The sequence below is a fragment of the Mycolicibacterium sp. ND9-15 genome (genome assembly GCF_035918395.1).
Classification (GTDB): Bacteria; Actinomycetota; Actinomycetes; order Mycobacteriales; family Mycobacteriaceae; genus Mycobacterium.
On the sequence record NZ_CP142362.1, the window covers coordinates 2,512,275 to 2,526,963 of the forward strand.

General features: G+C 67.4%; 16 protein-coding genes. 12 read left to right on the top strand and 4 right to left on the bottom strand.

The window, feature by feature from the left end:
• Positions 1–37: 37 nt before the first annotated feature.
• The 9 genes from QGN32_RS12245 to QGN32_RS12285 are packed head-to-tail and all read left to right on the top strand — an operon-like array spanning position 38 to position 8,045.
• The gene (locus QGN32_RS12245; RefSeq protein WP_326549038.1) at positions 38–1,189 is read left to right on the top strand and encodes a virulence factor Mce family protein; all 1,152 of its coding nucleotides are present in this window, start codon (positions 38–40) and stop codon (positions 1,187–1,189) included.
• Between the two features lie 3 nt (positions 1,190–1,192).
• The gene (locus tag QGN32_RS12250) at positions 1,193–2,758 is read left to right on the top strand and encodes a virulence factor Mce family protein (protein ID WP_326548817.1); all 1,566 of its coding nucleotides are present in this window, start codon (positions 1,193–1,195) and stop codon (positions 2,756–2,758) included.
• Positions 2,728–3,372 carry an Rv1363c family protein gene (locus tag QGN32_RS12255; RefSeq protein ID WP_326548818.1) on the top strand — a complete coding sequence of 215 codons (645 nt, stop codon included), beginning with the start codon at positions 2,728–2,730 and terminating at the stop codon, positions 3,370–3,372. The genes QGN32_RS12250 and QGN32_RS12255 overlap by 31 nt, the downstream gene beginning before the upstream one ends.
• On the top strand, positions 3,369–4,352 hold the full coding sequence (locus QGN32_RS12260) for an RDD family protein (protein ID WP_442791807.1): 984 nt from the start codon (positions 3,369–3,371) through the stop codon (positions 4,350–4,352). Before QGN32_RS12255 ends, QGN32_RS12260 begins: the two co-directional genes overlap by 4 nt.
• Positions 4,349–4,900, top strand: a complete 552-nt coding sequence (locus tag QGN32_RS12265; protein WP_326548819.1) for an Rv1363c family protein — start codon at positions 4,349–4,351, stop codon at positions 4,898–4,900. Before QGN32_RS12260 ends, QGN32_RS12265 begins: the two co-directional genes overlap by 4 nt.
• Complete coding sequence (locus tag QGN32_RS12270; protein WP_326548820.1) at positions 4,867–5,733, top strand: mammalian cell entry protein; 867 nt, start codon at positions 4,867–4,869, stop codon at positions 5,731–5,733. The genes QGN32_RS12265 and QGN32_RS12270 overlap by 34 nt, the downstream gene beginning before the upstream one ends.
• Positions 5,734–5,748: 15 nt before the next feature.
• Positions 5,749–6,432 (top strand): YoaK family protein, encoded by a 684-nt coding sequence (locus QGN32_RS12275; RefSeq protein WP_326548821.1) that lies wholly within the window; start codon positions 5,749–5,751, stop codon positions 6,430–6,432.
• Between the two features lie 9 nt (positions 6,433–6,441).
• Complete coding sequence (locus tag QGN32_RS12280) at positions 6,442–7,272, top strand: SDR family NAD(P)-dependent oxidoreductase (RefSeq protein ID WP_326548822.1); 831 nt, start codon at positions 6,442–6,444, stop codon at positions 7,270–7,272.
• A 2-nt stretch (positions 7,273–7,274) separates the two neighbouring features.
• Complete coding sequence (locus QGN32_RS12285) at positions 7,275–8,045, top strand: fructosamine kinase family protein (RefSeq protein ID WP_326548823.1); 771 nt, start codon at positions 7,275–7,277, stop codon at positions 8,043–8,045.
• Here the strand turns inward: QGN32_RS12285 and QGN32_RS12290 are convergent.
• On the bottom strand, positions 8,042–9,070 hold the full coding sequence (locus QGN32_RS12290) for a phosphodiester glycosidase family protein (RefSeq protein ID WP_326549040.1): 1,029 nt from the start codon (positions 9,068–9,070) through the stop codon (positions 8,042–8,044). The genes QGN32_RS12285 and QGN32_RS12290 overlap by 4 nt on opposite strands.
• Positions 9,071–9,397: 327 nt before the next feature.
• Here QGN32_RS12290 and QGN32_RS12295 point away from each other — a divergent pair, with 327 nt between their 5' ends.
• Positions 9,398–9,676: a GlsB/YeaQ/YmgE family stress response membrane protein gene (locus QGN32_RS12295; protein WP_326548824.1), complete on the top strand. Its 279-nt coding sequence runs from the start codon at positions 9,398–9,400 to the stop codon at positions 9,674–9,676.
• Here the strand turns inward: QGN32_RS12295 and QGN32_RS12300 are convergent, their stop codons facing one another.
• The 3 genes from QGN32_RS12300 to QGN32_RS12310 all read right to left on the bottom strand — a co-directional run bounded on the left by QGN32_RS12300 (position 9,677) and on the right by QGN32_RS12310 (position 12,848).
• Positions 9,677–10,981 carry a PQQ-dependent sugar dehydrogenase gene (locus tag QGN32_RS12300; protein ID WP_326548825.1) on the bottom strand — a complete coding sequence of 435 codons (1,305 nt, stop codon included), beginning with the start codon at positions 10,979–10,981 and terminating at the stop codon, positions 9,677–9,679.
• A complete protein-coding gene (locus QGN32_RS12305; RefSeq protein WP_326548826.1) occupies positions 10,959–11,720 on the bottom strand; it encodes a pirin family protein in 762 nt (253 codons plus the stop codon). The genes QGN32_RS12300 and QGN32_RS12305 overlap by 23 nt, the downstream gene beginning before the upstream one ends.
• Positions 11,721–11,834: 114 nt before the next feature.
• Positions 11,835–12,848, bottom strand: coding sequence for a sigma-70 family RNA polymerase sigma factor (locus QGN32_RS12310; RefSeq protein ID WP_326549041.1), 1,014 nt, complete (start codon positions 12,846–12,848; stop codon positions 11,835–11,837).
• Between the two features lie 16 nt (positions 12,849–12,864).
• On the opposite strand from QGN32_RS12310, the gene QGN32_RS12315 reads away from it, so the two are divergent.
• Both QGN32_RS12315 and QGN32_RS12320 read left to right on the top strand, forming a co-directional pair.
• Positions 12,865–13,704: an alpha/beta hydrolase gene (locus tag QGN32_RS12315; RefSeq protein ID WP_326548827.1), complete on the top strand. Its 840-nt coding sequence runs from the start codon at positions 12,865–12,867 to the stop codon at positions 13,702–13,704.
• Positions 13,701–14,687 carry an alpha/beta hydrolase family protein gene (locus QGN32_RS12320; protein WP_326548828.1) on the top strand — a complete coding sequence of 329 codons (987 nt, stop codon included), beginning with the start codon at positions 13,701–13,703 and terminating at the stop codon, positions 14,685–14,687. The genes QGN32_RS12315 and QGN32_RS12320 overlap by 4 nt, the downstream gene beginning before the upstream one ends.
• The last annotated feature ends 2 nt before the right edge of the window (positions 14,688–14,689 follow it).

Genomic DNA, 14,689 nt, shown 5'->3' on the forward strand with positions numbered 1-14,689 from the left:
GGTGATGAGCGCTCGCGCGAAGAACAGACAACAGGTGATGAGCGCTCGCAAGTGGAAAAGGCTGGCCCAGCGCACCGTCGCGCTCGGCGCGATCGCACTCGTGCTGACCTCGTGCGGCTCCTGGAAGGGCATCGCCAACGTGCCGCTGCCGGGTGGTCCGGGCTCGGGGTCGGATGCGACGACGATCTACGTACAGATGCCGGACACATTGGCGCTCAACGTCAACAGCCGCGTCCGCGTCGCCGACGTCTACGTCGGCCGGGTCCGCGCCATCGAGCTGAAGAACTGGGTCGCGACCTTGACCCTGGATCTGCGGCCCGACATCAAGCTGCCCAAGAATGCGTTGGCCCGCATTGGCCAGACCAGCCTGTTGGGCTCGCAACACGTGGAGCTCGAGCCGCCGCCGAACCCGTCGCCGGAGCCGCTGCGCAACGGGGACACGATCCCGCTCGCGAACGCGTCGGCCTACCCCTCCACCGAACGGGTGCTGGCCAGTATCGCGTCGATCCTGCAGGGCGGTGGCGTGCAGAATCTCGAGGTCATCCAGACCGAGATCTTCAACGTGCTCAACGGTCGGGCCGACCAGATCCGCGAATTCCTCAACAAGCTGGACACCTTCACCGACGAACTGAACCAGCAGCGCCAAGACATCACGCGCGCAATCGATTCCACCGACCGGCTGCTGTCGGTCGTCGCGCAACGCAACGACACCCTGGACCGCGTGTTGACCGAGTTCCCGCCTCTGATCAAGCATTTCGCGGACACCCGCGATCTGTTCGCCGATGCGGTCGAGGCGATCGGGCGGATCAGCAAGGCCGCCGACGGTGCGTTGGCCCCGGCCAGTGACAACTTGCACACCAACCTGCAGAACCTGCAGCGGCCGCTCAAGCAGTTGGGCCGGGCGTCGCCGTATCTGGTCGGCGCGCTGAAACTCATGTTGACCGCGCCGTTCTCGATCGAGAACGTGCCGAAGGTGGTGCGCGGCGATTACCTGAACGTGTCGCTGATGGTCGACCTGACGCTGTCGGCGCTCGACAACGGGGTCCTGTCGGGTACGGGTGTATCGGGCATGCTGCGCGCGCTCGAGCAGGCGTGGGGTCGCGATCCGGCCACGATGATTCCGGACGTGCGGTTCACGCCGAACGCACACAATGCGCCGAACGGCCCGCTGGTGGAAAGGGGTGAGTGAGCTGTGCTGACGAGATTCGTCAAGATTCAGTTGGTGCTGTTCACCATCCTGACGATTGTCGCGCTGGTGGTGCTGGGCTGGTATTACCTGCGCCTGCCGAGCCTCGCCGGAATCGGCCAGTACGAACTCAAGGCCGAACTGCCGCGTTCGGGTGGTCTGTACGCGACGGCCAACGTCACCTACCGCGGCACGCAGATCGGCAAGGTGACGTCGGTCGAGCCGACCGAGCGGGGCGCGCTGGCGGTGATGCGCATCGAGGACCGCTACAAGATCCCCGCGGACGCGACGGCGAACGTGCATTCGGTGTCGGCAATCGGTGAGCAGTACCTGGACCTGGTGTCGACGGGCAATCCGGGCCAGTACCTGTCGCCGGGTTCGACGATCACCGAGAGCACGGTGCCCAGCGAGGTCGGTCCGGCACTGGACGCGGCGAACAAGGGTCTGGCGGTGCTGCCCAAAGAGAAGATCGACAAGCTGCTCACCGAAACATCGCAAGCCGTGGGCGGTTTGGGTCCGGCGCTGCAGCGGTTGGTCGATTCGACCACGAACATCGCACAGGGCTTCCAGGAGAACCTTCCTCAGGTCAACGACATCATCGAGAACGCCGGACCGATCCTGGACAGCCAGGTCACCTCGGGCGACAACATCGAGCGGTGGTCGCGCAACCTCAATGTGATCGCCGCGCAGTCGGCGGAGCAGGACGCCGCGCTGCGCAGTGGTCTACAGCAGGCTCCTCCGACGCTCGACCAGGTGTCGGCGGTGTTCAGCGGTGTCCGCGACTCGTTGCCGCAGACCCTGGCGAACCTGGCGATCGTCATCGACATGCTCAAGCGCTACAACAAGGGCCTAGAGCAGACGCTGGTGGTACTGCCCCAGGGGTCGGTGGCCGCGCAGGCAGGCACGTTGTTCGAGGATCTGGGTCAGCTGCCGCTGGCGCTCTCGATCAACCAGCCGCCGCCGTGTCTGACCGGCTTCCTGCCCGCATCCGAGTGGCGGTCGCCAGCCGACACCAGCATGGCACCGCTGCCGCGCGGTACCTACTGCAAGATCCCAAAGGACTACCAGGCCAACGTGGTTCGCGGCGCGCGTAACTATCCGTGCGCCGACGTCCCCGGCAAGCGTGCGGCGACGCCGATGGAGTGCCGCAGCAACGAGCCGTACGTCCCGCTGGGAACCAACCCGTGGTACGGCGACCCGAACCAGATCCTGTCCTGCCCAGCTCCGGGTGCCCGCTGCGACCAGGGTGTCAACCCGGGTCGCGGCGTCATCCAAGCCCCGTCGGTCAACAACGGTATGAACCCCGCGCCGGCGAGTGACCTGCCGCCGCCGAATTCGACGGCGCCGATCAGCGACCCGCTGAGCCCGCCCGGACAGGGCAGCGTCACCTGCAGTGGACAGCAGCCCAACCCCTGCATCTACACTCCGGCACCAGGGCCACCCGGCTCCACGGCGGTGTACAGCCCGACCAGCGGCCAGGTGGTCGGTCCCGACGGCGTGAAGTACAACGTCAGCAACTCGAGTAACCCAGGAGACGACGGATGGAAGGAGATGCTGGCACCCGCCAGCTGAACCCCACCGATGCTGATGAGACGCCCGACGAATCGTTAGCAGTATCCGCAGACAGCGAACCCACCGAGAAACCCGACAGCACCGACCAAGAGATCTCAGCCGAGCCGCGCCGCCCGTCGAGGATCGGACGCGGATTGGCCGTCACCATCTGCGTGGCCCTGCTGGCGCTGGCCGTCGCCGTCGGCGTCGCGGGATTCCTCTTGCTCCATAACGACCGGCAGGTTGCGGCCACCGATCGTGCGGAGGCCGCCGCGCTGCAGGCGGCCAAGGACTGTGTGGCCGCGACGCACGCCCCCGACACCGCCGCCATGACCGCGGCGCAGTCCAAGATCATCGAGTGCTCGACCGGCGACTTCGCCGTGCAGTCCTCGCTCTACGCCGGTGTGCTGGTCGATGCCTATCAGGCCGCGAACGTCCAGGTACAGGTGTCGGACATGCGCGCCGCGGTGGAGAAACACAACGACGACGGGTCGTTCGACATCCTGGTCGCGGTGCGGGTCAAGGTCACCAACTCCGATATCGCCGATCAGGAGCAGGGTTACCGCCTTCGGGTGAAGATGGCGCCCGACGAGGGAACCTACAAGGTCGCCAACCTGGATCAGGTCACGTCGTGACGTCGTCGACTCTGGTGCTCGACACCGAACCGGACCCCTCGGCTTGCGCCCAGGTGGTCGATGAACCGGTGGCGTCGTGGGCGGCCAGGGTCGGTGCGTTCGCCATTGACGTCCTGGTCGGGATGGCGGTCCTGACGACGCTGGCGCTGGTGTCGCTGACCGCGCCCCAGCGCAGTCCGCTGTGGTGGGGATATCTCGCGGTGATCGCGCTGGTGTTGATGACCATGGCGGTCAATCGCCTCGTGCTGCCGCCGCTCGTCGGATTCTCGCTGGGGCGCGCGGTGGTCGGCACTGCGGTCACCCGGCGAGACGGCTCACGCGCCGGGATGTGGCGACTTCTGCTGCGTGACATCGCGCACCTGCTGGACACCGCCGCACTGTTCATCGGATGGTTCTGGCCGCTGTGGGATCGGCGTAGCCGCACCTTCGCAGATCTCCTGCTGCGGACCGAGGTGCGTACCGTGCCGCGGCCGGAGCGAAATGTCCGCAAGCTGACCGGGATTGCGCTGATCGTCGCGACGGTGATCTGTGCGACAGCGGTCGCCGTGAACTACTGGGTGGTCTACCGACACGAGCGCGCGGTCGACCAGACCCGGCAGCAGATCGCCGAGCAGGGCCCCCGGATCGTCGAGCAGATGCTCAGCTACCGGCGCGACACACTGCAGGAGGATTTCTCACGCGCTCAGTCGCTGACCACCGACGGATACCGTCAGCAGTTGATCGACCAGCAGCAGGCAGTGCAGAACGCCGGTGTCACCTCCAACGAGTTCTGGGCGGTGAGCAGCGCGGTGCTGAAGGCCTCGCCGGAGCAGGCGGAAATGCTGCTGGCGATGCAGGGCCAGCGCGGCGACGATCCGAAAGACCTCAAGTTCGTCACCGCGACCGTGCAGGTGCACTTCGAGAAATCGGGTGACGGCCAGTGGCGCGTCGCCGACCTCACGGTGTTGAAACGGCCGCACATGAATGCGCAGGGCCAATGAGTCCGCGGCGCAGAATCGGCGCCGACGAGCGGGACTTCTTCGAAGTGGTTCCCAAGCCGCTGCGGCGCCGGGGACTGCCGATCCTCGCCGCGGTGGCGTCGCTGCTGATGGCGGTCGCGATCAGTGCCGGAGCGCTGATGCTAATCAGTCACGAGAGCGATCAACGGACCGCCGCCAACGACAATGCCGCTCTGGTGTACGTCAGCGGGTTCATGACCGACTACACGACTCTGGATCCCTTCAATGCCAACGCATACGTGGAGCGGATACTGGCGCAGGGCACCGGCGACTTCGCCAAGATGTTCAAGGAGAAGCAGAACGAAATCCTCATCCAGGTCGCGCAGGCGGAGCCCACCAGCGGCACCGTCATGGCCGCCGGCGTGCAGCGTTGGAATGACAACGGCAGCGCCGACGTTCTGGTCGCCACCAAGGTCTCCACGAAAGCGGCGGACGGCAAGTCGACGGTCGAGAGTGGAAATCGTTGGATCGCAACGGCTATCAAGGAAGGACAGCAGTGGAAGATCAGCCAGCTGATCCAGGTGATCTGACCACCGGCTCCTCGACGGAATCCGTTCCCGCACCGCGTCGACGTCGGTGGTTCTCCCGGCGCCCGCGACCGGAAACCTCCGCTCCAGAGCCGGATTCCGGCGACGAGGTGACGACGGCGGACGCGGTTTCCGGCGACGCACCGGTCCCGCTCCGGCCGGTGGGCAAGGCGAATCGCCGCGGCAGAAGGCGTGCGACCGACGAGCAGACCGACGAACCGGCGGTGGAGGGGCCCGATGAACCGGCGGCCGCCGCGGAGCCCGGGGCGGCCGGCGAATCCGAGGTGGTGGCCCAGGAAGTGAGGTTCGTGCCGCACCGGCCCGCCGGTAGGCGGCTGGCCGTGGTGGCCGCGGTGGCGGCGGTGTTGTTCGTGGGCGCTGCCGCGTTCGCCGGAGCGACCCTGCAGCCGTACTTGTCCGAACGCGCCGAGATCAGCACCAAACTCGACGTGGCCCGCACGGCCGCGAGCGCGATCTCCACCCTGTGGACGTACACACCGGACAACATGGAGACGTTGCCGGACAGGTCGGCCGGTTTCCTCGGCGGTGATTTCGCCTACGAATACCGCAAGTACATCGACGCGATCGTCGCGACGAACAAACAGGCGCAGGTCACCAACACGACGCAGGTGCTCGGCGCCGCGGTGGAGACGCTGACTCCGTCGGAGGCCACCGCGATCGTCTACACCAACTCGGTGGCGACCAGCCCGATGACCAAGAACATCCCGTCGCTGCGCTATCTGTCCTACCGGTTGACGATGGAACACCGAGATGCGAAGTGGTTGATCACCCGCATGTCGACCATCACGTCGCTGGATCTGACACCGCAGCTGTAACCGGAAGGCACGGGGGTGACCGTCGAATCGCCTGTCTCACAACGGGTGACGATCACCAGCCTGTTGCTGCTGACCTTCGCGACCGGATTGGTCGACGCGGTCAGCGTGCTGAAGCTCGGCCACGTCTTCGTCGCGAACATGACCGGCAACGTGATCTTCTTGGGGTTCTGGCTCGTCCCGCATTCGGGTGTCGACGTGATCGCGGCGCTCGTCGCGTTCGTCAGCTTCGTCTCGGGTGCGGTGGTGGGCGGTCGGTTGGCCCGCCACCTCGGCACCGACGTTCGCCGGTGGCTGACGATCACGCTGACGTTCGAGGTCCTCATGTTGGTGGCGCTGTCGGTGCTCGCCGGCGCCGGTGTGCTCGACTATCGGGACGACACCAAACTGCTTCTCATCGCGGGGCTGTCCCTCGCCTTCGGAGTGCAGAACTCCACTGCCCAGCAGTTCGGAATCCAGGAGCTGTCCACCACGGTGCTGACGACGACGATCGTGCGGATCGGATTCGACAGCCGGATGGCCGGCGGCACCGGGGAGCGCGAGAGGCTGCGCTACTGCGTGGTGCTGACGATGTGCGCGGGGGCGGTGGTGGGGGCGACGATGACCCGCTTCACCGTTGCGCCGATCATCGCGCTCGCGGCGGCGCTGGTGGCGATCAGCGCAGTGCTGTTCTGGTTCGGCGGCCGCCGGCCGCGGGTCTAGTGTTGCCCTATGCCATCGGTACTCGTCACCGGCGCTTCACGAGGGATCGGCAAGGCGATCGCTGAGCACTTGGCCGCGTCCGGCTGGCAGGTGGTCGCGGGTGTGCGCACGCAGCAGGACGCCGATGCCGTCACCGCGCTCAACCTGCAACGAATCTCAGCGGTACTCCTTGACGTCACCGACGCCGACCAGATCGCCGCGCTGTCCGAGGCGCTGCCCCCTCGACTGGATGCGGTGGTCAACAACGCCGGTGTCGTGGTCGCCGGACCGTTGGAGGCTGTGACCACCGAGGATTGGCGAAAGCAGTTGGAGATCAACGTGATCGGTCAGCTCGCGGTCACTCGCGCGGTGTTGCCGAGGCTGCGGGAGTCCCGCGGCCGAATCGTATTCATCTCCAGCATCAACGGCAGGGTGTCGGTGCCGCTGTTCGGTGCCTACGGGGCGAGCAAGTTCGCGCTCGAGGCGGCCGCCGATGCGTTGCGAATGGAGTTGCGGCCCTGGAAGATACCGGTCGTCGTCGTCGAGCCGGCGCAAACCGACACGGACATGTGGCGCACCGCCGACGCCACCGTTGACGACGTCGAGGCCGCGCTTTCGGCCGAGCACCGCACGCTGTATGCCAGGCACATCGCTGGTATGAAAAGGATGGTGCCGGTAGGGCAGCGGCGCGCGGTTCCCACCGCGAAGGTCTCCGCCCTCGTCGAGGAGGCGCTCACCGCCCGCAGGCCGCGGCCACGTTACGTCGTCGGATTGGGGCCCAAACTGCAAGTGGCGGTAATGACCAATATCCCGACGAAGGTCCGCGACGCCGTGCTACGCCGGGTGTCCGGCCAGCCGTAGCGGTGGCCGAGTTCGTCAAGCACGACGCATCAGCCCCCGCGGGCTACTTCGCCTGCGAAGCCGCTGGGCTGGGTTGGCTCTCGTCGGCGGCTGGCGGCGTACCGTGCGCCAAGGTGCTGGGCCAGGATGACACCAGCCTCACCCTTGAGCGGTTGCAGAGCGCCGCGCCCAGCCGCGCCGCCGCCCACGAGTTCGGAGGCCGGCTCGCCCGCACCCACGATGCGGGGGCCTCGGCATTCGGGGCACCGCCGGACGGATGGGTCGGGCCGGGGTTCTTCGGGCCGTTGCACCAGCCGCTGCCGATGTCGCTGACGGGCCACGACCGGTGGGGCGCGTTCTACGCGCAGGAACGGTTGGCGCCGATGGTGGGGAGGGCCGCCGATCGACTGGACGCCGGCTGCCGCGCGGACATCGCCACCGTGATGGCGCGGTGTGAGGCCGGCGACTTCGACCACGACGATCCCCCCGCGCGTCTACACGGCGATCTTTGGAGCGGCAACGTGATGTGGACACCGCACGGTGCGGTGCTGATCGATCCCGCTGCGCACGGTGGTCACCGCGAGACCGACCTGGCGATGCTGGCGCTCTTCGGCTGCCCATATCTGGATGTGGTGATCGACGGCTATCGATCCGTGCGGCCGCTTCAGGCGGGCTGGCGCGATCGGTTCGGTTTGCACCAGCTTTACCCGTTGCTGGCCCACGTCGTGCTGTTCGGGGGCGGTTACGCGGGGCAGACAGCCGCCGCGGCGCGCAGCGCCAGCACGGCAATCTAGTTGAACGCGAGCCAACTCGGCAACGCGCGCTCGCGGGAGTCGCACAACACCTGACGGGTGTCGCAGGACCCGCGCGGGACGCCCGCGCCGGCCCACATGCCGCCGGTGTCACGACGCAGCACGATGGCCGACGAACCGCCGCCGTCGAGCAGCACCGCGGTGTCACTGCCCAGGCCGCGGAACAGATCCTGGATCTGGTCGGGGGTATAGCTGCCGCCCTGAAACACGTACATCTCGTCCTTGTCCTTGGCATACGCGATCGCGGTGCGCGCCGCGCTCGGGCCGCCGTCGTTGAGTTGGCCCGTGTCACCGGGGGCGAGCAGACCGATCCCGGCCACCGCGACGAACCGCGCGCCCTTGTCCACCAGTCCTTGGACCACCGGTGAGGCGGCGTCGTAGTCGTCCTGACTCTTGGGCGGGACCACATACGGCGCCCCGCCAATCGGCAGGATCATCGTCGACAACGCCTTCCAGTGCTCGTTGCCGCCCGACAGTCCCTGCTTACCCGCGTAGGCCACGGTCCCGGTCACTGCTGCATTGGCCCGGCCCTGGCCGCGGGTGTTGTCGACGTACGCGCCCAGTGGCGAACTGCATCCGGTGGACTTCCACGACCCGCCCTTCTGGCCGCGCACGTCGAAGAAGTTGGCGTTGATCGCGATCGTCGGCTGGCCGAGGGCCTGCCAGGCCTGCAGCGGGGTGAAGATCTCAGACGCCTGCAATAGCCCCTCTCCGGTGCGGGCGCGCGGATCGCGTTCGCAGCGAGCCTGGAATCCGCTGTGCGAGTCGACCAGGAGGCGCGGAGCGAGCCGGGTGGAGGCCGACTTGATGATCATCAAGCGGCCGCCGTTGGCCGCCTCGTACCACCCGCCGCCGGCCTTGAGCATGGGGGCGGGATGACCGCCGCCGAAGTTGTAGACGAGGTAGGAGCCGCGGGTGGTGGCGATCGCGTTGGCGAGCAACTCGCGTGCGCTGGCCGCGGTGGCGCTTGGCACCCCCGCCGTCATCACCACCACCGCACACATCATCAGCACCGCCGCCACCGCTGCGAAGTGGCGAGACGCGGCCGTCGAACCCCGCACGGCAACCCTTTCGTCGAACCACCCGAACCCCAGACATTAATCACAACAGCAACTCTGTCAACTCTCGTCACAAGGAGATAACGGAACCGTTCCGGTCGGATTGCGCTAGGGCACTGAGCCTTCCGGCATGCGCGCGGTGGGGGTTGCATGCGAAGAGTCCATACAAGTCATGTCGCCGCCGGTGGTGTCGACCGAACTCATTGATTAGGAAGCCCACTTGCCGGGCACTGTGATCTAGACGGCGCCCGTGCGCCGCAACAAAAGGAGTCAGATATGTGGACGATCATCGTGGCGCTCATCGTCGGCGCCATCCTCGGAGCGCTGGCGAGACTGATCTTGCCGGGGAAGCAGAACGTCGGTGTGCTCATCACGATCCTGCTCGGCGCGGTCGGCGCACTGCTCGGTTCGTGGATCTCGAACGCGGCGTTCGGCACCGGCGACAAGATGTTCTCGCCGATTCCGTTTGTCATCGGCTTGGTCGTCGCGATCATCCTCATTGCGATCTACGTGGCGATCACCGGACGCCGAGGCGCCGGAACGCCCAGAACCTGATCAGCGTCGAGGAGGGGCCAATCGATAGACCGCGTCGGCGTAATCGTCGGTGATGTAGACCGCGCCGTCGGGCCCGACCACCGCGGCGACCGGACGGCCCCACCTCGAGCCGTCGTCGGCCTGGAACCCGCCGACCAGTGTCTGCTGGTCGGCGAGTTCGCCGTTGTGCCAACCGAAGAACGCCACCTCGGGCGCGAGTGGTGGCTCGCGGTTCCACGAGCCGTGGACGCCGACGAGTGCGCCAGTGGCATACGGCGCCGGCAACACACCGTCGGTGAAGCTCATGCCCAACGGGGCGGCGTGTGCGCCGAGACTCTGCTCGATGGGTGGGAGTGCCGCACAATCCATCCGGCTGCCGTCGGCGTTGGTCTGCACGTCGCGGATCAAGGGCAGGTTGGCCGGGCCGCCGTCGGGATTGCAGTAGGGCCAACCCAGTTCGCGACCTGGCGTCAGCCGGGCCACCGCCTCCGGCGGATTTTCGCTGACATAGGCCATGTCGACCTCGCCGGTCCGCGGATCGGCGACGTTGTCGCGGCCGTTGTTCGCCGTCCACACCGACCCGTCGGGCGCGACCGCCAGCCCGGTCCCGTTGCGCACACCCGTCGCGAACGGCTCGGCAGGTCCACCGCCGGGCGGTACCCGCATGATCGTGGCGCGTGGCGGATGGGCGTCGCGGTCCTTTGCGGAGATGTTGCCGGTCGAGCCGATCGAGAAGTAGACGCTGCCGTCGGGGCCGATTGCGACGGACTTGAGCGCGTGCGCGTAGGCGCCTTTGAGGTCGGGGCTTTTCGCGTCGGGCAGGCCCGCGACGACTGTGCGCCGGTTGGTCGCCGCGCCGTCGGCGTAGTCGTAGGTGTCGATCTGGTCGCTTTCTGCGACGAAGAGCGTGGCGCCGTCGAATGCCAGGCCGTGCGGCTGGTCGAGGTTCTCGAGAAGCGTCGACTGGCGCGGTTCGGTGTCGGTGGGCTGCAGCCGCAACACCTCGCCGGTGCTCGGCTGCGACACCAGCAGCGTGCGGTCGGGGGCCCACGCCGCCAGCCTCGCCTTGGGGACGCGGGCCCACACCGACATCGACCACCCGGCGGGTACCAAGGCCTGGCGAGGCTCGTCGAACGGCGACTGCGCGAACTCTGGGTCGACCGCGACGGTGACAGGCACCAGGCCCGTCGAGGCGTCGGCAGTCGGCGCGGGCGAACTCGGCCGGGGAGTCGGTTCGGGCGCGGTCTCCGAGCACGCCGAGCATGCCGTCAACAGCACAGCACCGGTTAGACCCGCGATTACGTTACGCCGCAGCCAGACTCGCATGCATCTCCCAGACCAGAATCTCGGCGGGTGCGGTGGCGGTGACGCGCTGGCCGCCCGATCCGGTGAATCGCACCGCATCCCCCTCGTGCAGCGGGCCGGCACCTTCGAGCTCGACCTCACCGCGCGGGACGAACAAATGGAGATAGGGCGCCGTCGGGAGCCCGATGCTGTCGCCGGCATGCATACGGGCGCCGTGCAGGGCCGCGTACCTGTTGGCGATCGCGATCGCGGCGTGGTCGCGGTGCTCGGACATACCACTGGCGAGCGTCACCAACCCGCCCCGCAGCAGTTCATCGGCGATCTCGAGTTGCTGATAGCCCGGGTCGATCCCCGACTCGTCTGGCGCCACCCACATCTGCACGAAATGCACTGGTTCACTGTGAGTCTCGGCGCCCGTCAGCATCCACGAGTCGTTCTTCTCCGAATGCAGGATGCCGCGCCCCGCCGACATCCGTTGCGCCAGACCGGGATAGATCACACCGGAGTGGCCGGTCGAGTCCTGGTGCACCAACGAACCGCGTAATACCCAGGTGACGATCTCCATGTCCCGGTGCGGATGGGTGTCAAACCCAGCAGCCGGTGCGACCCGGTCGTCATTGTTGACGAGCAGCAGACCGTGATGAGTGTTCTCGGGCGCGTAGTGGCTGCCGAAGGAGAACGAGTGCTTGGAGTCCAGCCAGGAGATCTTGGTCCTCGCGCGGTCGTCGGCGCGCCGGATGTCGACGGTGGGGGTGGTCATGGTTACCTCTCGCTCGCAGCCCAGCCTAGGTTTCCCTCTTGCCGAGTGGCCAATTATCGCCCTGAACAGTCCCGTCTGATCGCGTGGCATATGTGGCCACTGACGGCCGAAACCTCAGAGCGTGCCGGGCAGGCCCCACTTCTCGAACGACGTCATGTGAAACGCCACCACGTGGGTGATGCCATCGCGTCCGACGTCGAGGACATGCATCTGGAACGGCTCGTGGAGACCGGTCTGCCGGTTGAGCATGTAGAGCGCGGCGGCGGGCTGGCCGTTCGCGGTGGTCCGGATGAACCGCATGTCCCCCGGGCCCTCCGCAGGGCAGTGCGTTCTCGACAGCAGCACGATGTTCGACGGACCCTGATACCAGCCGTCGAACGGCGGCATCTCCCACACCGCGTCCGCGGCGAACAACTCGACCAGCTTGTCGATGTCATAGCTCTCGAACGCGGCGATGTAGCGCGTCAGCAGGTCCTGCGCCTCCGGCGACTCGGGCGGCTGCAGCTCGTCGTCCTGCGTCGGGCCGATGGCGTCCAGCTGTGCGCGCGCCCGCTGTAACAAACTGTTGACGGCGGCCGTAGACGTGCCGATGGCATCGGCCACCTCCGAGGCCTTCCACTGCAGCACCTCGCGCATCACCAGCACCGCACGCTGCCGCGGCGAGAGATGCTGGAGCGCCGCGACAAACGCCAACCGCACCGACTCCCGGGCGGCGACGATGTTCGACGGGTCGGTCGACTCGTCGGGCAGCGGCTCCAGCCACGGCACCTCGTCGCGCGCGACGATGTCGTCGACCGGATCCGAACTCGGTGCTCCGAGCCCCGTCGGCAGCGGCCGCCGTTGCCGGCTGCCCAGCGCCGTCAGGCACGTGTTGGTGGCGATCCGGTACAACCAGGTGCGCACCGACGAGTTGCCTTGGAAGCCTTGGTACGACCTCCACGCCCGCAGATAGGTCTCCTGCACCAGGTCCTCGGCGTCGTGCATGGAGCCGGTCATCCGGTAGCAGTGCGCGAGCAGTTCGCGGCGATACCGCTGGGCATCGGCCAGGAAGGCATCCTCGGCGCTGCTGTCGTCGACGTCGTGAGCCAGGACCGTCACGCCGCCGAGCTTAATCAGTGGGTCCGACAACGGATAGTCTCGCTGCGTGGCCACGACCCGCAGCGAACGCAGCTTCGACGGTATCGGCGGTGTGCGCATCGTCTACGACGTCTGGACCCCCGACGGCGATCCACGCGGCGTGGTCGTGCTCTGCCACGGATATGCCGAGCACGCCCGCCGGTACGACCATGTCGCACAGCGGTTCGGCGAAGCCGGCCTGACCACCTACGCACTCGACCTGCGAGGCCACGGCCGGTCCGGCGGCAAACGGGTCTACCTGCGCAACATCGGCGAATACACCGCCGACTTCCACACCCTGGTCGGGATCGCCGCCGACGAGCACCCCCAACTGCCGCTCATCGTCGTCGGGCACAGCATGGGTGGCGGCGTCGTGTTCGCCTACGGCGTCGAGCACCCCGGCGACTACACCGCGATGGTGCTGTCCGGGCCGGCCGTCTACGCGCAGGACGGGGTGTCGCCGTTGATGATCACCGTGGCCAAGCTCGTCGGCGGCATCCTGCCCGGCCTACCGGTCGAGCAACTGCCCACCGAGGCGGTGTCCCGAGACCCCGAAGTGGTGGCCGCCTACCTGGCCGACCCGATGGTGCATCACGGCAGGCTGCCCGCGGGGATCGCCAAGGCGCTGATCGCGGTCGGCGAGTCCATGCCGCAGCGGGCGTCGGCGCTGGAGGCGCCGCTGTTGGTGGTGCACGGTGAGCAGGACAAGCTGATCCCCGTCGCCGGCAGCCATCGTCTGCTGTCGTGCGTCGCCTCCACCGACGCGCACATGAAGGTCTATCCCGAGCTCTACCACGAGGTTTTCAACGAGCCCGAGCGCGACCTCGTGCTCGACGACGTCACCTCGTGGATTGAGGCGAAGCTTTGAAAGCTGTTGCCGCCGGACTACTTTCACTGATACTCGCGTTGGCCGCCTGCTCGTCGTCCGACAAGGTGCAGTGGGTCGACGAGGAGGTCACCTTCACCGCCGACGGCCTGACCATCCACGGCACCTACCGGCACCGGACCGCCGAGGCGGCGGGTGCCGCCGCGCTGCTGATCTCCGAGAGTGGAGCCACCGACCGCAACGGCGACAACCAGGTCGCCGGGCCCGTCGGAAACATGCGTCAACTCGCCGAACTGTTGTCCGACCGCGACGTGGCCAGCCTGCGCTACGACAAGGTCGGCACCGGCAAGACCGGCCTGGGTCCGTACGCGCAGCGGCCCACGGAGGTGATCAGCGCGACCTACACCACGGGAGCGAAAGCCGCGGTCCGCTACCTGGCCGGGCAATCCCGCACCGATGCCGCCCGCATCTCCGTCTACGCACTCGGTGAAGGCACCATCCACGCGATGTCGCTTGCCGCCGACACCGACCCCGGTGCGCCGAAGATCCGCTCACTGGGCTTGTTTCAGCCCTTGCCCGGTCGTTACCTGGACATCATCACCAACCGGGTGCGCGCCAACGCAAGCCCCGAGGCGCTGTCGACATGGCTTGCGGCCGTCGATGACGTCCGCAACGAGGGGACCGTGCCGCCGAACCTCCCCGAGGGCCTCGGCGCGCTGTTGAATCCCGGCAACGTCAACGCGGTGATCAAGGCCGACAAGATCGACCCATTGGTGCTGGCGGCCGAGGTGCCCGCCGGCACCCGGGTGTTGTTGACGTGTTCGGACGCCGACCTCCAGTCGCCGTGTGACGCGGTCAAACCCCTCGTCGACGCGCTCGCGCACACCGCGTTGACGGTCGTCGAGCTCAAGGGCGTCAACCACGTGCTGCGCGACGACCCGACCGACAACGTCGCCGATTACGCCTCCCAAGACCCGCTTTCTCCACAGGTTGTGGAAGCGGTGGATCGCTTTGTCGCCGAGTAGCC

What these genes read in the sequence shown, in the direction of transcription:
- QGN32_RS12245 (WP_326549038.1), top strand. Translation starts at nt 38, where the DNA reads ATGAGCGCTCGCAAGTGGAAAAGGCTGGCCCAGCGCACCGTCGCGCTC.
- QGN32_RS12255 (WP_326548818.1), top strand. Translation starts at nt 2,728, where the DNA reads ATGGAAGGAGATGCTGGCACCCGCCAGCTGAACCCCACCGATGCTGAT.
- QGN32_RS12265 (WP_326548819.1), top strand. Translation starts at nt 4,349, where the DNA reads ATGAGTCCGCGGCGCAGAATCGGCGCCGACGAGCGGGACTTCTTCGAA.
- QGN32_RS12280 (WP_326548822.1), top strand. Translation starts at nt 6,442, where the DNA reads ATGCCATCGGTACTCGTCACCGGCGCTTCACGAGGGATCGGCAAGGCG.
- QGN32_RS12290 (WP_326549040.1), bottom strand. Translation starts at nt 9,070, where the DNA reads ATGATGTGTGCGGTGGTGGTGATGACGGCGGGGGTGCCAAGCGCCACC.
- QGN32_RS12295 (WP_326548824.1), top strand. Translation starts at nt 9,398, where the DNA reads ATGTGGACGATCATCGTGGCGCTCATCGTCGGCGCCATCCTCGGAGCG.
- QGN32_RS12300 (WP_326548825.1), bottom strand. Translation starts at nt 10,981, where the DNA reads ATGCGAGTCTGGCTGCGGCGTAACGTAATCGCGGGTCTAACCGGTGCT.
- QGN32_RS12305 (WP_326548826.1), bottom strand. Translation starts at nt 11,720, where the DNA reads ATGACCACCCCCACCGTCGACATCCGGCGCGCCGACGACCGCGCGAGG.